Raw genomic sequence first — 24490 nt, 5'->3', positions numbered from 1 at the left:
TGCGGCGGCGAGCGAGGGGCGGCTGAAAGACGCCCTTGCGACCGGTAACTGACGCCCCCACACTCCCGACAGTGCTTGTCAGGGACACGGCGCAAAAGCGTGCACTACCCGTGCCCCGGCTGCGCCTCACGGGCTCCGGCACCCCCACGACCGCCGGGCCCCCGACCCTCTCGGAGGACGAGAAGTGAGGATCAAGAGCATCACCCGTACCAGGCTGCTCGCGGTGGCCACCGGCCTGGCCGCCGTCGCAGCGCTCGCCGCCCCCACCGTGGCGAACGCGGACGCGAGCCGGGACGGCAAGGACGCGGCGTTCAGCTCCGCCCAGCTGGCCTCGGCCGGCGCATCCGTCCTGCGTGCCAATGTCGCCGGCACTGCCTGGCACACCGACCCCGCCACCGGGACCCTCGTGGTCGCCGCCGACTCCACCGTCTCCGCCGCCGACATCGCGAGAATCAAGCGCGAGGCCGGCGCCGAAGCCGGGGCCCTGCGCATCGAGCGCACCCCGGGCAAGCTGACCAAGCTGATCTCCGGCGGCGACGCGATCTACGCGTCGGGCTGGCGCTGCTCGCTCGGCTTCAACGTGCGCAGCGGAAGCACCTACTACATCCTGACCGCCGGGCACTGCACCGACGGCGCGGGCACCTGGTGGACCAACTCCTCCCACACCACCACCATCGGCGCGACCGTGGGCTCCAGCTTCCCCACCAACGACTACGGCCTCATCCGTTACGACAACACCTCGCTCGCCCACCCCGGCACCGTCGGCAGCCAGGACATCACCAGCGCCGTCAACGCCACGAACGGCATGTCCGTGACCCGGCGCGGCTCCACCACCGGAACCCACAGCGGCACGGTGACCGGCCTCAACGCCACCGTCAACTACGGCGGCGGCGACATCGTTTACGGCATGATCAAGACCAACGTCTGCGCCGAACCCGGCGACAGCGGCGGCCCCCTCTACTCGGGCACCCGCGCGGTCGGCCTCACCTCCGGCGGCAGCGGCAACTGCTCCTCGGGCGGGACCACCTACTTCCAGCCCGTGGTCGAGGCCCTCAACGCCTACGGGGTCAGCGTGTACTGATCCCCGGGGCCGGGTAGGAGACCCGCCCGGCCTGCGGCACGACCGTGAGCCCCTGCCCAGCTCGTGGGCAGGGGCTCGCCTTTGGGGGAGCAGGCAGCGGTCAGCAGTCAGCCGTCACAGAAGCCAGTCCAGGGCCTCCGGCTGCGCGCACTGAGCGCCGAAATGGCCGGCCCCGGGCTCCATGACCGTGGTGCTGTGCTCGATGTGCCCGGCCAGCCAGCGGAAATGGCCCAGGGGGGAGAAGGTGTCCTCGGCACCGCGCCACAGCAGGACCCGGCCGGGGATCGAGCCGGGATCGAAGCCCCAGGGCCGGCAGAAGGCCAGGCTGTCGTCCAGCCAGCCGTACCCGGAAGTGCGCAGCGCTTCCCGGTAGTTGTCCAGCAGCGTCTGATACACCCCGTGGTCCGAGAGGACCGGCAGGTCGGCGTCGGAGAGATCGGCCCGCAGCTCGTCCAGCAACAGGGCCGGATCGCTGCTGATCGCCGCGGCCCGAGGGGTGAGCCGCCGTTCCAGGGCCGCCGGATCGCGGACGGCGAGCGCGTAGTGCTCCGCGTTGTGGGCGGTCATGCCGGCGAACCAGTCGAGTCCGGCTCCATCCCACGGTGCGAGGCTGACCAGGGCGGCCGTCCCCGTCACCCGCTCCGGGAGCAGCGCCGCGCAGGCGAGGGCGTGCGGGCCGCCGCCGGAGCGGCCGACGACGGCGAAGGTGTCCACGCCCAGGGCGTCCGCGACCGCGGCGGAGTCCGCAGCGGCGTCGGCCACCGTCCGCCCCGGGCACCGCTCGGAATCCCCGTACCCGGGTCGGTCGTAGGCGAAGAACCGGATGTCCGGGTAGCGGTCCGTGATGCCGGGCAGGGCGGTTCCGAGCCGGCTGCCCGGGGTGCCGTGGTGTAGCAGTACGGGCACCCCGTGCGGCGCACCCCAGTCCTCGGCCACGATCCGGCGGCCGTCTCCCGCCCTGACCTCGACGCGCACTGCACCTCCGTGGTCTGTCGGCGTCCTACGGATGTCTCTAGTCTCATGACGACAGCTCCACCGATGGAAACACGACCACGACCCTGAGGGGGGAACCGTGCCAACCACCCCTCGCTCCGAGCGCGGCACACCCGTCGCGATGGAGGTCACCGGGGACGGCGGCGTGCGGCTCGTCCCCTTCCGCGAGTTCGTGGTCAAGGTGCACAGCAGATGCGATCTCGCGTGCGACCACTGCTACGTCTACGAGCACGCGGACCAGAGCTGGCGGCAACAGCCCAAGGCACTCTCCGAACTGGTGGCGCAGCGGGTGGCGGCGCGACTCGCCGAGCACGCGGCCACCCACGGCCTGCCCGCGGTGACCGTCATCCTGCACGGCGGCGAGCCCCTGCTGGCCGGCCCCGACCGGCTGCGGACGCTGTGCGAGGTGCTCACCAGCGCCCTCCACGGGGTGGCCGGACTCGATCTGCGCATCCATACCAACGGGCTCCGGCTGGGCGTCCCCTTCCTCGACCTCTTCGCCGAGTACGGGGTCAAGGTCGGGGTGTCCCTCGACGGCGACCGCACGGCCAATGACCGGCACCGCCGCTTCGCGGACGGCCGCTCCAGCCACCCCCTGGTCCTCAAGGCGCTCGAACTGCTCAGGCAGGAGCGCTACCGGCACCTGTACCAGGGCCTGCTCTGCACGGTGGACGTCGAGAACGACCCCCGCGCGGTGCTCGACGCGCTCACCTCGCTCGAACCGCCGCGCATCGACTTCCTGCTGCCGCACGCCACGTGGGAGACGCCCCCGGCCCGGCCCGACGGGCTGCCCGTGGCCTACGCCCGGTGGCTCCTGCGGGCCTTCGACCACTGGGAGGCGCGGGGCAGGCCGGTGCCCGTCCGGCTGTTCGACTCGCTCCTGAGCACCCTGCGGGGCGGGCCGAGCCTGACGGAGTCGCTCGGCCTGGCACCCACGGACCTGGTCGTCGTCGAGACCGACGGCACGCTGGAGCAGGCCGACTCGCTCAAGACCGCTCACGAGGGTGCCGCCGCCACCGGATTCGACGTCTTCCGTCACAGCTTCGACGAGGTGGCCGCCCACCCCGGCATCCGGGCCCGCCAGTCGGGCCTCGCGGGCGTCAGCGCCGAGTGCCGCCGGTGCCCCGTGGTGCGTTCGTGCGGCGGAGGCCTCTACGCGCACCGCTACCGGGCCGCGAACGGGTTCGACAACCCCTCGGTCTACTGCGCCGACCTGCGGGAACTGGTGGACGGGGTCGAAGCGCGCACCGCCCCCGTCGTCATCGCGCCCGAGGTCGCCGGGCCCGCCGCACTCCTGGCCTCCCAGCAGGAGCTGACCCGGGTACTGCTGGCCCGGCTGCACAGTGACATGGCGGAGGCGGGGGGCGAGCGGGGCGAGGACTGGCAGCGCTCCTGGGAGCTGCTCGCGGCCGTGGAGGCCGCGGCGCCGGACGCGCTGGACGCCGTACTGGACCATCCGTACACCCGCGCGTGGGTGCTCGCCGCCCTGGATCCGGTACGCCGGGGGCGGCCCCCGGGAACGGAACCGGTCCGGCAGTTGTCCGCGCTGGCCGCGGCGGCCGTGGTGCGAGGGCGGCTGGACATGACCGTGCCCGTGGTCCACCCGGGCGGCGCGCTGTACCTGCCCACGCTCGGCCTGCTGCGCACCGGCGCGTCCGCCGAGGAGGGCCGGGCCGGGATCAGGGCCGCCGACGCGGGGTTCTCCGTACGGGAAGGCGGCACCGAAACCCGCTTCGGGCTGTCCGAGGAGGGTCCGCGCTGGCAGCCCGTACGGGTCCTTCCGGGAACCGGAGCGTGGGTGCGGCCGATGGCTCTGGAGGACGTCGACCCCTACCGCGACTGTTTCTCCCGGCCGCCCTCGCCGAGGCTGGACGGAGCCGCAGCCGAGGGCTGGCAGCGGCGGCTCGGCGCGGCCTGGGCGCTGCTGCACCGCACGGTGCCGGTCCTGGCGCGGGAGACCGCGGCCGGCCTGGGCACGCTCACACCACTCGTGGGCGGAGCGGGCGCCGGCCGGGGGCGCGCGGGGCGGTGCGGGCCCGGCGCGCTGGGCGTGCCCTGCTCGGCGGGCGTACGCGGGACCGCCCTGGCGCTCCTCACCGGGCGGCGGCGGGCCCGGCTGCGCGAGCTGACCGAGGTGACCGACCTGTACGCGCTGGACGGGGAGTGGCTGCACGAATCCCCTTGGCGGGAGCGGCCGGTGCCGGTGTCGGAGCTGCTGGCCGATGCGTACGCGCGGGTGGCGGCCGAGGAGTACCGGCGGTCGGAGGGCCTCGGCGGCGGGGACGGTGACGGCGAGGGAGAGGGCGACGGGGATGCGATCAAGCGCGCCCTGGACCGGCTGTCCGGCGCGGCGGAGCTGACGGTGAGCGGCAAAGCGGTCGTGGGCGAACTGCGCGGGGAGTTCGAGGCGGGGGCCGGGGGCGTTGCGGCGAAGGACGCCGCCGCCGGGGAGGAGTGACCACCGCGGTCCGCGCCGGCCCAGCGCCACCCGGGGCTCAGCCCGTGGCGTCGTCCGGCAGCCCGCTGCCCACGGCCGCCCCCGGCCGGCCCCTGCGGAACGCCGCGCAGGCCAGCGTGACCGCGGAGCCGAGCACCGCCCAGCCGGCCAGCACCAGCATCGGCCCGGCCAGGTCGTTGCCCTTGAAGTACGTGATGGAGCGCGCGGCGTACGTACCGGCGCCCGGGGGCAGGGCCGGGCCGATGGTGCTCCAGAACGGCGGCAGTAGCGGGTACGGGTAGGCGCCGCCGGCGCTCGGGTTGCCGAGCACCACGACCAGCAGGATCGCCAGACCGATGCCGACCACGCCCGCCAGCCCCTGGAGGGCCAGCGTGATCGAGCCGACCGCGAAGACGACCAGGGTCCCCAGCCCCCACAGGCCCATCAGGGAGCCGGGCAGTGCGTCCAGGACCGGGCCGGCGATGACCGCGCCGAGCAGTCCGGCGGCGATCGCGTACACGAGCAGCGCGCCGAGCCGGATGACGGCGCGGGTGGGGTTCGCGGGCCGGGCGCCCGCGCTGATCGCGAGGATCGCGGCGCACAGGTAGCCGCCCACGCACCAGCCGATGACCAGGTAGAAGGAGCTCAGGCCGCGGCTGTCGCCCTTGTAGGCCGGGGCCACGTCGATGACCTGGACCGTCCGGCCCTGGGCCCGCTCGACCGCGCCGACCACCCCCTCGAGGGCCTGCGAGAGAGCGGCTCCGGCGCCGGAGGCGACCAGCAGCCTGTCGGTCCGGCCGGCCGGGTCGATGATCAGCGCGCCGTCCACGTCCCGGTTCTCGATCAGGCCGACCGCGGCGGCCTCGTCCTTGGCCGTACGGGGGTCGAGCGGCTTGCCGGGCAGGTCGGCGAGCTGCTGCGCGGACCGTTCGGCGACCTGGGCGAGGGGGGCGGTCACGGCGATCGGGATCTCGCTGGGCTTCGGGTGGTGGAACGCGCCGATGTACGAGGTGATGAAGGCGAGCTGGAGCGCCAGCACCCCCAGGACCAGCAACGCCGCCCGGATGGTCACGGCGTCCTTGATCTCGGCGAGGAAGCCGCCGGACCGGCCTGCGTCGGTGTTCTGGGTGGGCTGGGTCATGTCTCACACGCTCGGCGTACCGGGGGCGGCACGCAGCAGGGGCGGGCCGAATGGATGACCTGGACGGATGCCCCGCACGATGCCCTGCACCGACGCCCCGCACTGGCGCCCCGCACGTCCCGCACGGAGGTTCCGCACCGGCGCCCAGGATGATCGAACAAGTGTTTCGCACGGATATTCGAATTGCTCTATGGTGGATGACGGGGGGAGGTTCATCGAGCGAAGCAGGAGGCCGCGGGTGCCCGGTTTTACGCATCTGCACACCGTTTCGGGGTTCTCCATGCGCTACGGAGGCTCGCACCCGGAACGACTGGCGGAGCGTGCCGCCGAGCGGGGCATGGACGCCCTCGCCCTGACCGACCGCGACACCCTGGCGGGCGCGGTCCGGTTCGCCAAGGCGTCCGCGAAGGCCGGCATCCGGCCCCTGTTCGGTGTGGACCTGGCCGTGTCGCCTGCCGCGTCGCCCGCCGGACCGCCCGCCGCGGGCTCGGCCGGGTCGGGGGGCCCGGCCGGGTCGGGAACGACTGGGCCGGCCGGTTCCGCCGAGGCCTCGTACCGGCGGCGCAACCCCGTCAAGGGCGGGGCCTTCATCGACGAATCGGCTCCGCGCGCGGTGTTCCTCGCCCGCGACGGGGCCACCGGATGGGCCGAGCTGTGCCGGATGGTCACTGCCGCCCACGCGGGGGTCGGGGCCGGGGACGCGGGACGGCAGCCGGTGCTGCCCTGGAGCGCCCTGCGCGGCGAGGGCGTCTTCGTCCTGCTCGGGCCCGGCTCCGAGACGGGGCGGGCGCTCGCCGCGGGCCGCCCCGACCGGGCCGCCCGGCTGCTCGCGCCCTGGCGGGAGGTCTTCGGCGACTCCCTGCGCCTGGAAGCCGTCCACCACGGCCGCACCGGCACCGGACCCGGATCGCTCCGGCTGGCCGCCCGTACCGTCGGCTTCGCCGCCGAGCAGGGCGTCCCGGCCGTGCTGACCAACGCCGTCCGCTACGCCGACCCCGGCCAGGGCCCGGTCGCCGACATCCTCGACGCGGCCCGCCGCCTGGTCCCCATCGACCCCCGCGCCTCCCTCGACAGCGGCGAACGCTGGCTCAAGGACCCCGGCGCCATGGCCGAGGCCGCCGACCGCATCGCCCGGGCCGCCGGCCTGCGCCCCGCCGACGCGCGGCGCCTCCTCGCGGAGACCCGGCACACCGCCGAGGCCTGCTCCGTGGACCCCGAGGACGACCTCGGGATGGGATCCGTGCACTTCCCCGAGGCCCGCCTCGTCGGCGCGGCCCACCGCAGCGCCCAGCGGGTCCTCGCCTCCCGCGCCTCGGCCGGCATGGTGCTGCGCGGATACGCGGACGACCCCGCGTACTGGGAGCGGATGCACCACGAGCTCGACATCATCGCCTACCACGGCTTCGCCTCGTACTTCCTGACGGTCGCCCAAGTGGTCGACGACGTACGGGTGATGGGCATCCGTGTGGCCGCCCGCGGCTCCGGCGCCGGCTCCCTCGTCAACCACCTGCTGGGCATCGCGCACGCCGACCCCGTCGAGCACGGCCTGCTGATGGAGCGCTTCCTGTCCAAGCGCCGGCGCGTCCTGCCCGACATCGACATCGACGTGGAGTCCGCCCGCCGGCTGGAGGTCTACCGGCGGATCATGGAGCGGTTCGGCACCGAGCGCGTCGCCACCGTCTCCATGCCTGAGACCTACCGGGTCCGGCACGCCATCCGCGACGTCGGCGCCGCCCTGTCCATGGACCCGGCCGCCGTCGACCGGCTCGCCAAGGCCTTCCCGCACATCCGGGCCCGCGACGCCCGCGCCGCGCTGGAGGAGCTCCCCGAACTGCGCGACGTGCGCGGGGAGTCGTACGGGCGGCTGTGGGAGCTCGTCGAATCGCTCGACGCGCTGCCGCGCGGGATCGCCATGCACCCGTGCGGGGTGCTGCTCTCCGACGCCTCCCTGCTCGCCCGTACCCCCGTGGTGCCCACCAGCGGCGAGGGCTTCCCCATGTCCCAGTTCGACAAGGACGACGTGGAGGACCTCGGGCTGCTCAAACTCGACGTGCTGGGCGTACGGATGCAGTCCGCGATGGCGCACGCCGTCGCGGAGATCCGGCGCGGCACGGGGGAGGAGCTGGACCTGGACGACCCGGCGCAGGTACCGCCGGGCGACCGGGCCACGTACGAGCTGATCCGCTCGGCCGAGACACTGGGCTGCTTCCAGATCGAGTCCCCCGGTCAGCGGGACCTGGTGGGACGGCTCCAGCCGTCGACCTTCCACGACCTGGTGGTCGACATCTCCCTCTTCCGGCCGGGGCCGGTGGCGGCCGACATGGTGCGGCCCTTCATCGAGGCCCGGCACGGGCGGGCGCCGGTGCGCTTCCCGCACCCGGACCTGGCGGACGCGCTGCGCGAGACGTACGGGGTGGTGGTCTTCCACGAGCAGATCATCGAGATCGTGAACATCATGACCGGCTGCGGGCGGGACGAGGCGGACCGGGTGCGGCGCGGGCTGTCCGACCCGCAGTCGCAGGGGCGGATCAAGGTCTGGTTCGCGGCGAAGGCGGGCGAGCGCGGCTATCCGGTGGAAGTGGTCGGCCGGGCCTGGGAGATCGTGGAGGCCTTCGGCAGCTACGGATTCTGCAAGGCGCACGCGGTGGCCTTCGCGGTGCCCACCTACCAGTCCGCGTGGCTGAAGGCGCACCACCCGGCGGCCTTCTACGCCGGGCTGCTCACCCACGATCCGGGCATGTACCCGAAGCGGCTGCTGCTGGCGGACGCACGGCGGCGGGGCGTGCCCGTGCTGCCGCTGGACGTGAACCGGTCGGCGGCCGCCCATCGTATCGAACTGGTGTCCGATGCGCCTCGGGTGTGGGGATTGCGGCTCGGGCTGTCCGACGTCCACGGCATCAGCGAGGCCGAGGCGGGCCGGATCGAGGCCGGACGGCCGTACGCCTCCCTGCGCGACTTCTGGGACCGGGCGCACCCGGGCCGCCCGGTGGCCGAACGCCTCGCGCAGGTCGGGGCGTTGGACGCTTTCGGCGCCAACCGGCGCGACCTGCTGCTGCACTTGACCGAACTGCACGGGGCGCAGCGGGCGGCCGGCGTACGTGGTCCTCAACTCCCCTTGGAGGGCGGCCGGTCCACGGCCTCCGTCGGGCTGCCCGACCTGACCGACGCGGAGCGGCTCAGCGCGGAGCTGGGCGTCCTCGGCATGGACGCCTCGCGGCACCTGATGGCGGACCACCACGCCTTCCTGGCCGAGCTCGGGGTGATCCCGGCACGGCGGCTGCGGGATGCCGGGCACGGGCAGACGGTCCTGGTCGCGGGGGCCAAGGCGGCCACCCAGACCCCGCCGATCCGGTCCGGGAAGCGGGTCATCTTCACCACGCTGGACGACGGGACGGGCCTGGTCGACCTGGCCTTCTTCGACGACAGCCACGAGGCCTGCGCACACACCGTCTTCCACTCCTTCCTGCTGCTGGTGCGGGGCGTCGTGCAGCGGCGGGGCCCGCAGAGCCTGAGCGTGGTCGGGGCGGCGGCCTGGAACCTGGCCGAGCTGGTGGAACTGCGGGCGGCCGGCGGGCTGGACGCGGTCGCGGCCCGGCTCGCGGAGCAGCTGCCCGCCACGCCCGGGCCCGCCGGCCCGGGCCGCCGCATCCGGCTGTCCACGGGGTACGAGATGAACCCCTGGGCCGACCTCCAGCCGCCGGGCTCCGGCCCCGCGACCGGACGCAAGCTGTGGCACTCCAGCCCGGGGAGCGCGGGATGAGTACCGTGATGTGCCTGCGGCTGCACCCCGCCGACGGCGGTCCGCTCGGGGCGGACGCGTACGCCGGGGTGCTCGCGCTGCTCGGCGGGATCACCCCGGCCGTGCAGGCCCTGCCGCCCGACGCGGCCCTCGCCGATGTCCGGGCCGCGCTGCGGTACTTCGGCTGCGACGCCGCCGGGCTGGCCTCCGTGATCCGGGTCCGGGCCCTCGCCCTGTACGGCGTGGACGCCTCCGTCGGCGTGGCCGGCAACCCCATGCTGGCCCGGGCGGCGGCCCGCGAGGCCCGGCCCGGGGCGACCCTGGTGATCCCCGACGAGCCCGCCGCCGCGGCCGGGTTCCTGGCCGGCAAGCCGGTCACCGCCCTCGACGGCGTCGGCCCCAAGGCCGCCCGCACCCTGTGCTCCTACGGCCTCGACTCCGTCGGCAGGGTCGCCGCCGCCCCGCCCGCCGCCCTGCGGCGGATCCTCGGCGCCCGGCTCGGCCGCGAGGTGCAGGAGCGCGCCCTCGGGATCGACCGGACCCCCGTCCGGCCGGGCGCGGCCGCCCGCGCCGTCGCCGCCGAGCGGGCCTTCGAACGGGACGAGCTGGATCCCGTACGGCACCGGCGGGCCCTGCTCTCGCTGACGGAAGAGCTGGGCGCGAAGCTCCGTACCCTTCGTACACAAGGACAGGGCCCGGGGCAGGTCTGCCGCACCCTCTCGCTCACCGTCCGCTGCGCCGACCGCACCACGCTCACGCGGACCCGCACCCTGGCCGAACCCACCGCGCACTCCGCCGCCTTGACCGCCACGGCCTACGCCCTGTACGCCGGGCTGGGCCTGCAGCGGGCCCGGGTCCGGGCGCTGTCCCTGCGGGCCGAGGACCTGACCCCGGCCGAACGGGCCACGCGGCAGCTCAGTCTGGACCCCGAGGACGAGAAGGCCCGCCGCCTGGAAGCCGTCACGGACCGCGTCCGCGCCCGCTTCGGACCGCAGGCCATCGCCCGCGGCACGCTCGCGGCGTGACCGCGTACCACCAGAGGATCGCCCGACACGCGAGTTTTTACCGACGCGTAACTTCCCAGTGTTGCTACTCACCCGTAATTTAGCGTCAGCAGCTCCCCCTTGTGATCCGGATCACGGGACGAACCCCCACGCTCCATCCCCTTGAGTCGATCCGCAAGGAGATCACACGATGCTGCCCTGGAGACGCCTGCTCCGCCCGCTGGCCGTCCTCGCCCTCACCGCCGCCGCGCTCGTCGCCCCCACCGGCACCGCGCAGGCCGCGTCCGCCCCCAGCAGCGGCTGGAACAACTGGTCCTGCAAGCCGTCCGCCGCGCATCCGCGCCCCGTCGTGCTCGTGCACGGCACCTTCGGCAACTCCGTCGACAACTGGCTCGGCCTCGCGCCGTACCTCGTGCACCGCGGGTACTGCGTCTACTCGCTCGACTACGGGCAACTGCCCGGCGTGCCCTTCTTCAACGGGCTCGGACCCATCGACAAGTCCGCCGGCCAGCTCGCCGTCTTCGTCGACAAGGTGCTCGCCGCGACCGGCTCCGCCAAGACCGACATCATCGGGCACTCGCAGGGCGGCATGATGCCGCGCTACTACCTGAAGTACCTCGGCGGCGCCCCCAAGGTCAACGCGCTCGTCGGGCTCGCCCCCGACAACCACGGCACCACCCTGCTCGGCCTCACCCAACTGCTCCCGTACTTCCCCGGGGCCGAGGACCTGATCAGCAGCGCGACCCCGGGCCTCGCCGACCAGATCGCGGGATCCGCCTTCCAGACCAAGCTGAACGAGGGCGGGGACACCGTGCCCGGGGTGACGTACACGGTGATCGCGACCAAGTACGACGAGGTGGTCACGCCGTACCGGAGCGCGTTCCTGGACGGGCCGAACGTGAAGAACGTCGTACTCCAGGACCTGTGCGTCCTGGACCTCTCGGAGCACGTCGCCATCGGTCTCACGGACCGCATCGCCTGGCACGAGGCGCTGAACGCCCTCGACCCGGCACACGCCGAACGGACCACCTGCGCGTCGGTCTTCGACTGACCGGCGCACAGGCGGCCCGAGGTCCGTGGTCCGCGGCCCGGACCGGCGGCCGTGGGGGAGCCTCCCGGCTACCGGCGGGAGGCTCCCCCGGCCGCGCGGCGGCGGGCCACTGCGAACAGCACGGCCGCGCCCAGGGCCAGGGTGGCGGCGCCCGCGATCGCGATCGTCGGGGTGGCGCCGTTGCCGCCGGTCTCGGCGAGGTTGCCGCTCTGCGCGGACTGCGACGCCACCGGGGTGGCCGCGGCCTGCCCGTTCGTCTTCGGGTCGTTGTCGCCGTGGCCGCCGTGCTCCACCGTGGACTTGTCCGCACCTGCCGCGATCTGCTGGTCCGTCGGGGCCGAGGGGGCGGTACCCGTACCGGGCTTCGAGCCGGGCCCGGTGCCGGTGCCGGTGCCGGTGCCGGTGCGGGTGGCGGCGGTCGGCGCGGTGCTCGGCGCGGTGCTGGGTGCGGTGCTCGGCTTGGAGTCCGAACCGCCGCCGCTGTCCTTGCCGAAGACCACGTCCGAGCAGGTGTAGAAGGCCTCCGGGCTGTCCGAGCGCTGCCAGATGCTGTAGATCAGGTGGCGGCCGGACTTGTGGGGAACGGTGCCGGAGAACACGTAGTCGCCGTTCTGCATACCGGGATCGGTCGCCTTCGCGAACGGCGCGGGCTCCAGGTCGGACCACTTCAGCGGCTTCGCCGGGTCGTACCCGTCCTTCGTCACGTACAGCTCGAAGGAACCCTTGTGGGGCGCGGTCCCCTTGTAGTGGAAGGTGTGCGCGCCCGCCGTCATCGGGCTCGCCGGCCAGTCGGCGCGCGCCAGGTCCAGTCCCTTGTACTTGGTGTTGCCCGCCGAGCACAGCTGGCCGTCCGGGATCAGCGACTTGCTCTTCCCGGCGGCGTTGGCGATGTTCACCGCGTTCCAGTCGTAGAACGCCTGCGTCCCGCTCGCCGCGACCGCCGCCTTGCACGCGGCGGAGCGCGGGGACTCCGGGCCCTCCGCGTAGCAGGCCGCCACCCGGCTGACCGGGTCCGTCATCGAGCCGTGGGCGGCCGCGGGAGCGGCGGCGTACGCGGCCACCGCGAGCGGGGCGAGGCCGACTGCGGCGATACGGGTGGCGATGCGGCGTGCGGACATGGGTGGGTCTCCTTCGGGCACAAGGCAGGGGCGCGCCAGCGGAATCGGAATCGGGCCCCGTGGCGCCGCCCCCCGGCGGCGCCACATCCGGCCCTTCCTGTCCTGGCCCGGCCAAGCTAGCCCCCCGAACCACGGGTTCCGCCGGGTTCGGGCCCCTGGAAGTGATCCTTACGCTCCAGTTAAGGCAGGGGTAAGAAGCCGCTCAGGAAACGGGCTGCCGAGCCCTTCGCCCCGAGGGATCCTGGTGCCCCACCAGGTGGGTCATCCTCCAGCCCGGCACTATCCAGCGCCGGAGCGGCCATCAATGGTCGTCTTCGGTGGCCATCGGCCACCCTCTGGCGGCACACAGACGCCCCGTGCTGAACGCTGGGAAAGTTTGCGCACGGCCAGTGGCACTGACAGGCGGGTGCCCACAACACCTGACCGCCCGACCGCGGCTCGCGCGGTCAGGTGGACGCCAGGAGAACCACGATCTGGTCCGCACTCCAGTGACCGGCCGCGCCGGGACACTCCGAGAGGTAGTCGGCGATGGATCGCTCGTCCCATGCCCCGGACTCCGACATGCCTGCCGCCAGGTACTTCACGTAAGCAGCGGAAGGCTTCACCCACTCCACTTCACGCACGCCCCAGGGAGCGGTGAAGGTCAGCACAGGGATGCGTTCCAACACGCCGGAGCAGATCAGCGTCTCGTACCGGCCGGGCCCCAACTCGTCCCGCCCTGAACGCAGCACCTCCGCGAGGTCGAAATCGCTCCCGGGCTCTCGATACATCTCCTGAGCAGCGATGTCAGAGAACTGTTGTGCTGTCACCAGGTGGGCGCGCGCTCGCGTTCGGCCTGAAGCCGCCGGGTCGTAGAAGCCCCTTCCGCCGGTCCACACCGGAGACTCCGTGGCGAAGTACAGGCGGCCTTGGAGCTCAACCGGGACCGAGCGCACCGGCGGACGGCGATCGCGGCATCCGGGATAGCGGCGAGCGGCGCCGGGAGGGGCGCCGCCGGCGATGTAGGAGGCCAAGCGGTCCAGGTGCATGTTCGAGCCGTAGGACGTGTACCAGATCAGCTCAGGCTCAGCTCCGTCGATACGAGCCGCTTCTACCGTGTGTACCGCGTTCATCGTGCGCGAGGCGCCTTCACTGTGAGCATGAGTGGTCATCAGTCCGCCGATAGGTCGTAGCGGATCACGTGGCGGTCACCCGGCAGCGTTGTCACCATGACACGCAGCGGGCGATCGTCCTTGTCGTGGCCCGTCCTCGTATGAACAGCGACGGGGGTCCCCGCCGGCAGGTCCAGCCTCTCCGACTCAACACCAGTGGGCATGCGAACAGTGATCTCGTCCACGTATCGCACCCGGAAGAGGCCACTGGCTGCCAGCACCCCACCCGGCGCCGAGACATCCTCCGGCTTCATGAGTGGAGTGCCACGCACCAGCTCTTCCGGGAAGTAGCTGTCGGCCGGGGCGTAGGGCTCGTGATCCACAAACCGGACACGCTCCCGAACGACCGTCAGGGCCACCTGGGGGTCGATGCGTAGACGCATACCGAACTATCGGATCGCCCTTTTCTGCAACTCTCCGACTCTCGGAGAACAGGCAAGCGGATAGTTCTCTCTGAACAATGCAAAATGATCCGCCTTCGACGGGCTTCGGATTCACGGGCTGCCCCGGCATCGGTCTCCGTCCGTCAAAGCGGGACAAGCTCAAACCTGCCCGCCAGAGGCGGGAGCTCCAGGGGCTGGAGGAGTGAGCGTGGGAGTGTTCGTCCGGTGTTGCAGGGGTGACCGTGAGACGTTCTGGATTGAACGAGGGCGGTCCTGTACGGCTTGCCCTGTCGGAGCGCTGCGAGGAGTGCTGATGAAGCCTTTCGTCAAGCTGGCTGTAGCAATTCCGGGTGTGTGTTTGGTCGGTGCTTTGGTTAGTGGGCCGGCGTCTGCTACGCCGACCCCGCCGCCCGCGCCGAAGTCCACCGGCCATACCTTCAATGGTGGCCACGGGACTGTGGGGAATGTCCAGGGTGGAAACGGGAACATCTACCTCGAGGGCACGGGGCACACCGTTGGTAACGTGAGCAACACCATCACCGTCGGAAGCGCAGCGGGGAACGGCCCGGGGGATGCCCCGGGGTTCCCGGTCTGCTTCGACATCCGGAACGGTGCGGCGAAAACTGCGATCCTCAGTCAACAGCTCGGCTTCCCAGATGCACCCGAGCTGATCAATCCCGGCGCGACGATCAGAAACGTGTGCACTGATCGTTCTGGTTTCTTGGAATACGGCAAACTCGGGGGGCTGAGGATCTATGGTTCCAGTAACCCGACCTTTTATGCAGACGAACCTGCCACATGGAATGGAACCCTGCTGACCCTGCTGGCCTGCTAACGGGAGAGGCGGCAGACTCCGACCGGTCGGGGCGCGAACCAGTTCTGACGGGGCGACGCTGCGCGCCTTCTCGGCCGTGATGTTCTTTGTGTGGTTCGGGTAATACGGCGGGTGTGTGGGGCACGCTGTCTGAGCAGCCGGTCGACGGCCGCGCGGACACGCCGTTCGATCTGGTCGCGCTGCTGATGGCTCAGTGCCATGTCATCCGGCCTTTCCGGCTGCCGTGTCGATCTCTTCGCGAACCTGGATCGACCGCTCGTGCTCGGCCCGCAGACGGTCCTTCTCCTGGGCCGGGCCGCGAGGGCTGGCCAGCAGGACGGCGCCGTCGTCAGCCGAGGTCTGCCAGACGGAGCGGTGAACGAGGTGGTGGGTGGCCTGCGGGCAGCGGGAGCTGTCACACAGCCCGGTCAGCGGAGCTGCCGCGGACCGGGTGCCGACGAGCTTGAGACACAAGGCCTTCGCCGGGTCCTCGAACCAGCAGTAGTTCGCCGAGGACAGATGCAACACCGATGCCTTCATCTTCAACAGCAGTTCGATCCGCCGGTCGGTGACTACCCTCGCCGGGCCCTGGTTCATGCTCGGCGAGCCCGCTTTCGACGGCGCGGAACGCGGCCGTCAGGGAGTCGGCTCCCGGGCCTGCGGGCAGCTGCCCCTGTTCGGACTGCCGGTATGCCTCGACGGTCCGCTTGGCCTGGGCGCCGCCCGGACGGGCGCAAAACGGGCATGGGGCCTCGTTGGCGCGCACCTGGATGTATGCGCATGCGGGACCAGAGGCTCTGTCCATGAGCCAGTCCTCTGACCGGCAACGCAGGGCGCGGAAGGGACCGGACCGTGGCAGGGGTGCCTCTGGATGCCTGGAAGATGGAACTCGACCGCTCGCACGACCCCGAGCGCGAACCCGGGCCGATCAACCTGCAGCGGTACGCCTTCGTCCCCGCCTATGCCGGCATCGCCACGTTCTTCGGGGTGCCGCTGTGCCTCAACCAGGACGACCTGCGCGGCGGCGACGTCGACGTGGCGGTCCTCGGAGCGCCGGTGGACATGGGCCTGGGGCACCGGGGGGCGGCCTACGGGCCACGTGCGCTTCGGGGCGACGAACGGATCCTGCCCAACGTTCCGCAGGGGCTGGTCAACCCCAGCACCCGCATCCGGCCGTTCGGCGAGTTGACGGTGGTCGACTACGGAGACGCCGCGGACCACTCGATCCTGTGGCCGGATGCCGGGCTCCCCTCTGAACGCATCCGAAGGCTTGTTGGTCCGTGCCGGGTGATGTTCCGAGTTCCCGGGTCGTGGGAAGCGCTTGGCGGCTATGGTCGCACTGTCAAGCTCCACGCCAGAACCGCCAACACTCATAGCCTTGGACGAAAATGGCAGAAGTAGAATCCAACTCTACCGCTGCGGCACCTCAGGAACCCGTTTCGCCAAATTCTGGGAATGTGGGCGAGGCTGTGCGGATCACCACCACCGCATCCCAGCCCGGAGGGGCTCCTGCGTGGGAGAAAGCCGTAATCAGAACCATGCTCTGGTTCTCGTTCTCGGTTATTCTTTCGGTTCTCCCGCTGGTGGCAGCTTTCTTCTTCAAGAGCACCAAGGGCGAGCAGGTTGCATACGCGGACCTGGCCGGGGACGGTGAACTACTGATCATCACTACGGCCATGGCTGCCGCCGCAGCTGGGGATCTCTGGGCCAAGGGGGCGAGTAGCGAATGGCTCACTACGGCTCTTGCTTGCCTCAATACTGCTTTGGCAATCTTCACAACGCTCTGGTTCGGCTACATCACCGCTTTGGCCGACGAAAAGACAGCAATTGACAAGGGATTCATTTCGACCTGGTCAACCACCATGTTTCTCGTCAGCTTCACTGCTAGTGGCTTGAGTATTATTCGTGCAGAGTTGAGGCAACAGTGATTCTTGAAACCCTGGCATTGGTGTTGAGTGGAGTAACGCTCGCGGCCGCATTTATGTCGGTCCTGATTGTGATGCGTAGGTCGCGCAACCATGAGCCCCGAAATGTTTCGATTTCCATCAGGGGTGAGAGTGGAAATATTCACATCGAGGCTTCCGGGATGTCAGAGGATGAGATTCGGCGGCTTGTCGAATCTCTCCAGGTCTATGAGCAAGCGCGGGTAGACGGCGAAGAGCGCGAGCGGTAGGCGTGGAGGGGGAAGGAGACCGGAGTTGGTGGACGGCCTCGGGATGGCGTGAAGCCTCGTCATTATCTCGTCGAGGATGGGGCGCTCCCTGACCCTGTATCACCTCGGGGGAAGTCCCGCCCGTAGTGTCCATGCGCGCGCCAGGCCCGTTCGTCAGGGCAAAGGTGTATGAACCCGCAGGTCTCCAGCTCGTGGGCGAGCGTGGTCTTCTTCATACCTGGGAGACTGAGCTCACCTGCGGTGGCTTCCCGCTTGGCTCCCCTCGGCCGAAGTGAGGACCGGACCCCCGTCCCTGACCTGCAGCGGAACAGGTGCAGGAGTCCGGTCCTGCCTACGCTCCACCTGAGGCAGGGGGAAGCCGCTCAGGAAAAGGCGGGCGGGGAGGTCAGCCCGTGCAGCCGGTGACGCTGCCCAGCGGGGCGCAGTTGTCCGGGCGGTTGTCGCGCACCGCGGAGCGGTCCAGCGTCACCGTGGAGCCGTTGTTGAAGATGCCGCCGCCGCTGCCGATGCCGCCGTTCGCGGTGTTGTGGCGTACCTCGGAATCGGTCAGGTTCACGGTGCCGCCGTCGGTGCGGATGCCGCCGCCCTGCAGGGAGGCCGTGTTGCGGCTCACCGTGGAGTGGTTCAGCGTCAGCGCGTTGGCGTTGAGGATGCCGGCGCCGTTGTCGGCGTAGTTGTCGCGCACCTTGGAGCCGGACAGTGTCGCCGAGCCGAAGTTGGCGAGGCCGCCGCCGTTGTCGGCGCTGTTGTCGCTCAGCGTGGAGCCGGAGAGCGTCAGCGTCCCCTGGTTGCGGATGCCGCCGCCGCTGTCCGCCGCGGTGTTGTGGCGCACCACCGAGCGGATCAGGTTCAGCGTGGCGCCCGCTTCGTTGAAGATGCCGCCGCCGTTGTTGGCGTGGTTGCCGGCCACCGTGGCCTCTTTCACCGTCAGCGTGCCGCGGTTGAGGATGCCGCCGCCGAGGGGACCGGGAATGGCGGCATCGGGTTCGGTGGCGGTACCGGTGCCGTTGATGACGGTCAGGTGGGACAACTGCAGCCGGACGCCGGCCTCGACCGTGACGGTCGAGCCGGCCCGGTTGCCGTTGAGGGCCGCGTGCTTCTCACCGGTCACGGTCAGGTTCTTGTCGACGGAGAAGGTGAAGGGGCCCACGCAGGTCCCCTTCACCAGCAGCGTCTCGCCCGGAGCGGCCCCGTCGATGGCGGGTTGCAGGGCCAGCGAGTTGTGGAAGCAGTTCACCACGGTGGGATGGCCGTCGCCGATGTCCGTGCCGCCGGCCGCGGCCGGGACGGCCCCGACCAGGCTGACCGCCCCCGCCGCTGCCGCCACCGTCGCCGTCGTCGCCCACCGGCGTGCTTGCTCGAGCATCAGTCTTCTCCTGTCTCCGTGCAGCGCAGAACGCCCGACGGCGTTCCCCGCTGCCGCTTCCGGCGCGGGCGACCTGAGCGCCGACGCCGGAACAACCGATCCCCCCTCGGGCGCGAGGGAGTCCCGGAGCGGGCCGCACGTCCCCCGAACGGCCCGGGACGATGACCGGTGTGGCCCACAGACAGGGGTCGCCGGGCTCGGCCGGTCCGCGGTCAGGCGAGGAGCGCGGGCAGGCCATCCGGGGTCCGGGCCTGGTCGTCCAGGGCGTCGAGGGCCCGTACGGCCTGGGCGGCCGCCTCGGGGTCGCTCGTGGTGAGACCGCTCTGCGCGAACTCGTCCTCGTCCAGGCGCAGCACCGAGGACCCGTCCGCCGAGACCCACAGGTCCAGGTCCAGGTCCTCCACGTGGATCTCCCCGCCGCGCACCAAGGCCGGGCGGGTGACGTCGCAGTACCAGCCCTTGAGGACCCCGTCGCCGGTCCACACCTCCTTGACCGCGTACCAGCGGGTCCGCCAGAAGTGCTCGACGAAGACGTCGCCCGGCTCGAAGCGGACGAACCCGAAGTCCCGTACGCCCTCGGCCGCCCACGGGGCACGCACCGAGATGCGGTCGCCGTCGTCGGCGACCCGCGCCGCCGGGTAGCGGATCTTGACGCGGCCCGCCTTGGTCAGGATGACGGTCAGTTGCTCGGTCACTCGGTCTCCAGCCCCTTCGTGTAGCGCGTCTCGGTCGCGCAGATCTCGTATCCGAACCACGTGTTGATGGCGAGCATCGGGCCGTTCTCCGCGTCGTTGCCGGTGAACGCCTCCGTGTACCCGCATGCGCGGGCCCGGTGCAGGGACGCCGTCTTGGCGAGCTTGGCCAGGCCCCGGCCGCGGAAGGCGCGCCGGGTGCCGGTCATCGCCGAGCCGTAGCGGGTGGCGCCGTCGGTCTGGGCGGCGCTGAACGCGGCCACCTCGCCGTCGACCAGGACGACGGCGGTCAGCTCCTTGTCGAGGGACGGGCTGTTCCAGGTCTGCGCGAGCCAGTCCTCGTAGTCGTCCAACTCGGTGCCCACGTCGCCCGGCTCGTCGGAGGTCGTCTCCGCGTCGGCCTCGAAGAGCGGACGCGGATCGGCGGCGAAGGCGGAGGCGGGGCGCAGTTCGACCCCGGCCGGGAGGGTCTGCGGGAGCGGGGGCAGCGTGGCCGCCGCCAGGTCCAGGCGCAGGAAGTGGGCGGAGCGGCCGCGGCGGTAGCCGCGCCGTTCGGCGAAGGCGCGGTGGGCGGGCTCGTCGAGGACCCAGGCGTAGGTGTCCACGGCGCCGTGGGCCGCGAGGTGCTCCTCCGCCGCGGCGAGCAGCAGGCGGCCGGCGCCGAGGCCGCGGTGGGCGGGGTCGACGTACGCGTTGACGTACGACCGGCCCGGCTCGGGGCTGTCGTAGGCGATGCCGACCTGGGCGGTGCCGATGACGAGTCCCTCGTCGCTCTGGGCGACGAGGAGGCGGTGGTGCGCGGCGGGGTGGGCGGAGGAGAGCTCGAAGGCCACGCCCTCGGCCGTGGTGATCATGAAGGGCAGGGCCGAGCGGCGTACCCGTACGACGGACTCCGCGTCCAGGGAGTCGTCCGGGCGGAGATCGCGGATGAGGACGGTCATGCGGCCGACGCTACGGGCGGACTTTGGTCCGGCGCCTCCCAATTATCCGGCGATGGGAGACAATCAGCCGCGTGACCTCGACAAACCTGAAGATCACCATCGACGGCTCGACGGGCTCGGCCGCCCCGTACGAACAGCTGCGCGCGCAGATCGCCGACCGGGCCCGGTCGGGGAAGCTGCCGGCCGGCTTCAAGCTGCCGACGGTGCGCGGGCTGGCGGAGGAGCTGGGGCTCGCCGCCAACACCGTCGCGAAGGCGTACCGGGCGCTGGAAGCGGACGGGGTGATCGAGACGCGCGGCCGGCACGGGACGTTCGTCGCGGCGGCGGAGGGAGCCTCCCGCGAGGCCGCGGCCGCCGCGCAGGCGTTCGCGGAGCGGGCGCACCGCCTGGGCCTGACCGAGGCCGAGGCCCTGTCCGCCGCCGCCGACGCCCTCCGGGCCCGGTTCGCCGCCCGCTAAGGGCTGCCGCCGGGGTCCGCCTACAGGTAGAGCCCTGCCTCGGACGAGTGCGGCTGCGGCGGGAGTACGGCCGCCGGGCCCGTGCCCCGGCGCAGCGCGAAGAGTTCGGCCAGGCTGGCGCCCTCGCGGGAGACGCCCTCGTCCGTGCCCAGCCAGTCCACCGCCTCCCGGTGGGTCAGTCGGCCCACCTCGATGCGGGCCAGGCAGCGCCCCGGGCGGACCACCGCCGGGTGGAGGCGTTCGAGGTCCTCGTTGGTCGTGACGCCGACCAGAACGTTGCGGCCCTGGCCCAGCAGACCGTCCGTCAGGTTGAGGAGACGGGACAGTGCCTGCCCGGCGGTGTGCCGGGCCTCGCCGCGGATCAGCTCGTCGCAGTCCTCCAGCAGGAGCAGCCGCCAGCGGCCCTTCGCCGTGCCCTCCTCCTCGCCGATCGCGATGTCCATCAGGTAGCCCACGTCGTTGAACAGCCGCTCGGGGTCCAGGACGCAGTCCACCTGGCACCAGTCCCGCCAGGACCGGGCCAGCGTGCGCAGCGCGGAGGTCTTGCCCGTGCCCGGCGGGCCGTGCAGCAGGAGCAGCCGGCCCGCGATGTCGTCCGGGGTCACCTTCATCAGCCGGTCCATCGCCCCGGCCACCGGCGCGGTGTAGTTGGGCCGCACCTCGGCCCAGGTCCCGGCGGCGATCTGGCGGGTCGTCCGGTACGGGCCGCGGCGCGGGGAGACGTACCAGAAGCCCATCGTGACGTTCTCCGGCTGCGGTTCGGGGTCGTCCTGTGCCCCTTCCGTGGCCTCGCCGAGCACATCGGCGGCGAGTTCGTCGCTGACCGCCGTCACGGTGACGTCCGCGCCCCGGCTCCAGCGGGAGACGAGCATGGTCCAGCCCTCGCCCTCGGCGAGGGTGGCGCTGCGGTCGCTGTCGCGCGCCGAGCGCAACACGCTGGCCCCGGGCGGCAGCAGGGTGGCTCCCGGCCGGACCCGGTCGATCGACACGCTGTGCGAGAACGGCTGCTCGCCTGACGCGAACCGGCCGAGGAACAGCGCGTCGACGACATCCGACGGCGAGTCGCTGTCGTCGACGTTGAGCCGGATCGGCAGCGCGTCATGCGGGTTGGCTGGCATGGCGCCCATGATCCGGCACGAGTTGGCCTCGTGCACCCGTGTTTCGCCGGATCGGGTGGCCGAGTTCCCTCTTCAAACGCGTCGGGAGTGAAGATTCGGGCCGCAACTCTGCCCCGAATATTCTTGGCATGGACACTTCCAGCCACGCTCGGCTCCTTGTACCACGGACTCAGGAGTAACCCCCACAAGGAGCCGCACACATGAGCATGAGAATCCCGCGCTTCGCCGCGCTCGCCTCATCCCTGTTACTCGCCGCGGGCGCCGCCCTGTTCGGCGCAGGCCAGGCGGCCGCAGCAGCCCAGGCCGACTTCGGCTACGTCGCCCTCGGCGACTCGTACTCCTCCGGCGTCGGCGCCGGCAACTACGACGGCGCCAGTGGCGCCTGCAAGCGCACCACCCGTGCATATCCGGCCCTGTGGGCCGCCGCTCATGCCCCGCAGACCTTCTCCTTCGCCGCGTGCTCGGGCGCCCGTACGGGTGACGTCCTCTCCGGCCAGCTCGGCCCGCTGAACTCCGGCACCGACCTGGTCAGCATCACCATCGGCGGCAACGACGCCGGATTCTCCGACGTCATGACGACCTGTGTGCTCCAGTCCGAATCCACCTGTGTCAACCGCGTCAACCAGGCCAAGGCGTACGTGGACTCCACCCTCCCCGGCCAGCTCGACCAGGTCTACAACGCCATCGACAGCCGGTCGCCGAACGCGCACGTGGTCGTACTCGGCTATCCCCGCTTCTACAAGCTGAACGGCACCTGCGCCACCGGCCTGACCGAAGGCGAACGCTCCGCCATCAACGGGGCCGCCGACTACCTCAACGCCGCCATCGCCAAGCGCGCCGCCGACCACGGCTTCACCTTCGCCTCGGTCGCGGGAGCCTTCACGGGCCACGAGATCTGCTCCGGCGACGCGTGGCTGCACAGCGTCAACTGGCTCAACATCGGCGAGTCGTACCACCCGACCGCGGCCGGACAGTCCGGCGGCTACCTGCCGGTCTTCACCAACGCCGCCTGAGCGGCCGGCGAACTGACGGAAGGCTCCGTCGGCAGCTCTGCCGACGGGGTCGTCGACGTACTCGCGCCAGGCGAGGGGACCCCGCTCGTCGGGGTCTCCTTCTCGCAGGTCACGGAGGTCCCCACCCACTGGGTGGCCACCTCCGCGGGCCCCCGCACCTCCAGCCGGACCGCGTCCTCGAACACCGCGTCCGGCACGTGCGTGAGCTCGGTGTGCTCCAGCCGCCGGCTCCTCGGCCCGCCCTCCTCGTACGTGACGGACCGCCAGCCGGGGCCGGAGGTCTTCCCGCTCCGCGTGGCCCAGCGGTACTCCAGCTCGACGGGGGTGCGCTCCACCTCGACGGTGGCGGTGAAGGAGGGCGCGCGCTCCGGGGGCGGCGGGCAGCCGCCGCTGTAGGAGGCGCGCACGGTGTCGACGTACACCGACACGTGCTGGGCGGGGGAGGCGGACGCCGACGCCGAAGCCGGGGCCGAGGGCGACGCCGAGGCGGACGGGGCGGCGGAGGCGGCAGTGGTGACGGCCTGGGCGGTGGTCGCCGGGCCGGCCGGGCCGGCGCCTCCGCGGTCGTCGCCCTCACGGTCCTTCAGCAGCAGCCACCCCAGCGCGACCAGCGCCAGCAGCAGCACCACGATCCCGGCCGTGAGCACCGCCCCGGCCCGGCCCTGGCGGGGCGCCGCCCCGGGCCCCGGCTCCCGGATCCGCTCCGAGGCAGGCCCCGGTACCGGCGGCGTGGGTTCCCCGTACGGCGACCGCTGCGACTCCTGCCGGTGGTGATGATGATGCGCGGCGGCCGTCGGCGAGTCCGGCCCGGACACCGGCCCGCCCGAGGCCCGTACGGTCCCGCCCGCGCCCACCACCCGCAGCATCCGGGTGGCCTCCGTCGCGGACAGCCGCTCGGCCGGGTCCTTGCGCAGCAGCCCCTCCAGTACGGGCTCCAGCGGCCCGGCCCGGCGAGGCGGCGGCAACTCCTCGTCCACCACGGCCCGCAGCGTGGCCGGCGCGGTCGCCCGCCGGAACGGCGAAACCCCTTCGACGGCCGCGTACAGCATGATCCCGAGCGACCACAGGTCGGACTCGGGTCCCGGATCGCGCCCCAGCACCCGCTCCGGCGCCACGAACTCGGGAGAGCCGACCACCTCGCCCGTCATCGTGATCGCCGAGGACCCCTCCAGGCTCGCGATCCCGAAATCGCTCAGCACCACCCGGCCGTCATTGGCGATCAGCACGTTCCCGGGCTTCACGTCCCGGTGCAGCACCCCCGAGTCGTGCGCGGAGCGCAGCGCGGCGAGCACCTGTTCCCCGAGGTGCGCGGCGCGCTGCGGGGTCAGCGGCCCCTCGGCCTCCAGTACGTCGGCCAGCGTCAGCCCGCGCACCAGCTCCATCACGATCCACGGCCGGCCGTCCTCGGAGGCCACGTCGTAGACCGTGACGACCCCACGGTGCGTGACCCGCGCCGCCGCCCAGGCCTCCCGCTCCAGCCGCCGGTACATCCGCCGCAGTTCGGCGGGCTCGATCCCGGCGGGCGCCCGTACCTCCTTGACGGCGACGTCGCGGGCCAGGACCTCGTCCCGGGCCCGCCACACGATGCCCATCCCGCCGCGGCCGATCTGTTCCAGCAGCCGGTAGCGGCCCGAGATGACACGATCGGAGTTGGATTCCTCACTCACGCGAGCCCCCCGAATGCTTCTGTGCGCCCATGTGTCATCGATCGGTCACTCCAAGTTAGCGCAGCGCGCGCCAAGTGGCCCCTGTCGTGACGGGACTGGCGCCTAGGTCTTCCAGAGCGTGATTTCCGTGCCGGTCTCTGTGCGGAGAGT

Annotated in this window: 22 protein-coding genes; 11 read left to right on the top strand and 11 right to left on the bottom strand. The window is 72.0% G+C overall.

Features of this window, described 5'->3' with window-relative positions; genetic code table 11:
- Positions 1-184: 184 nt before the first annotated feature.
- Entirely contained in the window at positions 185-1081 is an 897-nt protein-coding gene (locus OG429_RS09905; protein ID WP_328924931.1) for a S1 family peptidase, read from the top strand.
- A gap of 114 nt (positions 1082-1195) precedes the next feature.
- Here the strand turns inward: OG429_RS09905 and OG429_RS09900 are convergent, their stop codons facing one another.
- Positions 1196-2056, bottom strand: coding sequence for an alpha/beta fold hydrolase (locus OG429_RS09900; RefSeq protein WP_328924930.1), 861 nt, complete (start codon positions 2054-2056; stop codon positions 1196-1198).
- Positions 2057-2195: 139 nt separating this feature from the next.
- Here OG429_RS09900 and fxsBH point away from each other — a divergent pair, with 139 nt between their 5' ends.
- Positions 2196-4532, top strand: a complete 2337-nt coding sequence (gene fxsBH, locus OG429_RS09895) for a radical SAM/SPASM protein FxsBH, inactivated beta-hydroxylase extension form (protein WP_405681436.1) — start codon at positions 2196-2198, stop codon at positions 4530-4532.
- A gap of 37 nt (positions 4533-4569) precedes the next feature.
- On the opposite strand, the gene OG429_RS09890 is transcribed toward fxsBH, so the two are convergent.
- Entirely contained in the window at positions 4570-5652 is a 1083-nt protein-coding gene (locus OG429_RS09890) for a DUF3533 domain-containing protein (RefSeq protein ID WP_328924928.1), read from the bottom strand.
- A 238-nt stretch (positions 5653-5890) separates the two neighbouring features.
- Between OG429_RS09890 and OG429_RS09885 the strand changes: the two genes are divergently transcribed.
- The 3 genes from OG429_RS09885 (at position 5891) to OG429_RS09875 (ending at position 11446) form a co-directional block, all read left to right on the top strand.
- The gene (locus tag OG429_RS09885) at positions 5891-9412 is read left to right on the top strand and encodes a DNA polymerase III subunit alpha (protein ID WP_328924927.1); all 3522 of its coding nucleotides are present in this window, start codon (positions 5891-5893) and stop codon (positions 9410-9412) included.
- Positions 9409-10416 carry a DinB/UmuC family translesion DNA polymerase gene (locus tag OG429_RS09880; RefSeq protein ID WP_328924926.1) on the top strand — a complete coding sequence of 336 codons (1008 nt, stop codon included), beginning with the start codon at positions 9409-9411 and terminating at the stop codon, positions 10414-10416. Before OG429_RS09885 ends, OG429_RS09880 begins: the two co-directional genes overlap by 4 nt.
- 169 nt (positions 10417-10585) lie before the next feature.
- Positions 10586-11446, top strand: a complete 861-nt coding sequence (locus OG429_RS09875; protein ID WP_328924925.1) for an esterase/lipase family protein — start codon at positions 10586-10588, stop codon at positions 11444-11446.
- A gap of 68 nt (positions 11447-11514) precedes the next feature.
- Here the strand turns inward: OG429_RS09875 and OG429_RS09870 are convergent, their stop codons facing one another.
- From OG429_RS09870 to OG429_RS09860, 3 genes are all read right to left on the bottom strand, one after another.
- Entirely contained in the window at positions 11515-12564 is a 1050-nt protein-coding gene (locus OG429_RS09870) for a lytic polysaccharide monooxygenase auxiliary activity family 9 protein (protein ID WP_328924924.1), read from the bottom strand.
- A 446-nt stretch (positions 12565-13010) separates the two neighbouring features.
- Complete coding sequence (locus tag OG429_RS09865; protein WP_328924923.1) at positions 13011-13715, bottom strand: histone deacetylase; 705 nt, start codon at positions 13713-13715, stop codon at positions 13011-13013.
- A complete protein-coding gene (locus OG429_RS09860) occupies positions 13715-14098 on the bottom strand; it encodes a UTRA domain-containing protein (RefSeq protein ID WP_328924922.1) in 384 nt (127 codons plus the stop codon). The genes OG429_RS09865 and OG429_RS09860 overlap by 1 nt, the downstream gene beginning before the upstream one ends.
- A gap of 523 nt (positions 14099-14621) precedes the next feature.
- Here OG429_RS09860 and OG429_RS09855 point away from each other — a divergent pair.
- On the top strand, positions 14622-14933 hold the full coding sequence (locus OG429_RS09855) for a hypothetical protein (RefSeq protein WP_328924921.1): 312 nt from the start codon (positions 14622-14624) through the stop codon (positions 14931-14933).
- A 201-nt stretch (positions 14934-15134) separates the two neighbouring features.
- Here the strand turns inward: OG429_RS09855 and OG429_RS09850 are convergent, their stop codons facing one another.
- Positions 15135-15509: a hypothetical protein gene (locus OG429_RS09850; protein ID WP_328924920.1), complete on the bottom strand. Its 375-nt coding sequence runs from the start codon at positions 15507-15509 to the stop codon at positions 15135-15137.
- 285 nt (positions 15510-15794) lie between these two features.
- On the opposite strand from OG429_RS09850, the gene OG429_RS09845 reads away from it, so the two are divergent.
- Genes OG429_RS09845 through OG429_RS41410 form a run of 3 tightly spaced genes read left to right on the top strand, consistent with a single transcriptional unit; the run spans position 15795 to position 17085 of the window.
- Entirely contained in the window at positions 15795-16313 is a 519-nt protein-coding gene (locus tag OG429_RS09845; protein ID WP_328924919.1) for an arginase family protein, read from the top strand.
- The gene (locus tag OG429_RS09840) at positions 16301-16840 is read left to right on the top strand and encodes a hypothetical protein (RefSeq protein WP_328924918.1); all 540 of its coding nucleotides are present in this window, start codon (positions 16301-16303) and stop codon (positions 16838-16840) included. Before OG429_RS09845 ends, OG429_RS09840 begins: the two co-directional genes overlap by 13 nt.
- Positions 16837-17085 (top strand): effector-associated constant component EACC1, encoded by a 249-nt coding sequence (locus tag OG429_RS41410; RefSeq protein ID WP_443051242.1) that lies wholly within the window; start codon positions 16837-16839, stop codon positions 17083-17085. The genes OG429_RS09840 and OG429_RS41410 overlap by 4 nt, the downstream gene beginning before the upstream one ends.
- Before the next feature lie 385 nt (positions 17086-17470).
- Here the strand turns inward: OG429_RS41410 and OG429_RS09835 are convergent, their stop codons facing one another.
- From OG429_RS09835 to OG429_RS09825, 3 genes are all read right to left on the bottom strand, one after another.
- Entirely contained in the window at positions 17471-18451 is a 981-nt protein-coding gene (locus OG429_RS09835; RefSeq protein WP_328924917.1) for a hypothetical protein, read from the bottom strand.
- Between the two features lie 212 nt (positions 18452-18663).
- A complete protein-coding gene (locus tag OG429_RS09830; RefSeq protein ID WP_328924916.1) occupies positions 18664-19146 on the bottom strand; it encodes a DUF402 domain-containing protein in 483 nt (160 codons plus the stop codon).
- Positions 19143-20084 carry a GNAT family N-acetyltransferase gene (locus tag OG429_RS09825; protein WP_328924915.1) on the bottom strand — a complete coding sequence of 314 codons (942 nt, stop codon included), beginning with the start codon at positions 20082-20084 and terminating at the stop codon, positions 19143-19145. The genes OG429_RS09830 and OG429_RS09825 overlap by 4 nt, the downstream gene beginning before the upstream one ends.
- Positions 20085-20155: 71 nt before the next feature.
- On the opposite strand from OG429_RS09825, the gene OG429_RS09820 reads away from it, so the two are divergent.
- A complete protein-coding gene (locus OG429_RS09820) occupies positions 20156-20542 on the top strand; it encodes a GntR family transcriptional regulator (RefSeq protein ID WP_328924914.1) in 387 nt (128 codons plus the stop codon).
- 20 nt (positions 20543-20562) lie between these two features.
- Here OG429_RS09820 and OG429_RS09815 read toward each other — a convergent pair whose 3' ends face one another.
- Positions 20563-21660, bottom strand: a complete 1098-nt coding sequence (locus tag OG429_RS09815) for a DUF5925 domain-containing protein (protein WP_405680167.1) — start codon at positions 21658-21660, stop codon at positions 20563-20565.
- A gap of 206 nt (positions 21661-21866) precedes the next feature.
- Between OG429_RS09815 and OG429_RS09810 the strand changes: the two genes are divergently transcribed.
- Positions 21867-22673, top strand: a complete 807-nt coding sequence (locus tag OG429_RS09810; RefSeq protein WP_328930214.1) for an SGNH/GDSL hydrolase family protein — start codon at positions 21867-21869, stop codon at positions 22671-22673.
- Here OG429_RS09810 and OG429_RS09805 read toward each other — a convergent pair.
- A complete protein-coding gene (locus OG429_RS09805) occupies positions 22643-24340 on the bottom strand; it encodes a serine/threonine-protein kinase (protein ID WP_328924912.1) in 1698 nt (565 codons plus the stop codon). The two genes, OG429_RS09810 and OG429_RS09805, sit on opposite strands and share 31 nt — an antisense overlap.
- Positions 24341-24490: the final 150 nt, after the last annotated feature.

The organism is Streptomyces sp. NBC_00190 (assembly GCF_036203305.1).
Taxonomy (GTDB): Bacteria; Actinomycetota; Actinomycetes; order Streptomycetales; family Streptomycetaceae; genus Streptomyces.
The sequence above is the reverse complement of the archived record's forward strand: the minus strand, read 5'-3'. Positions and strand labels throughout refer to the sequence as shown.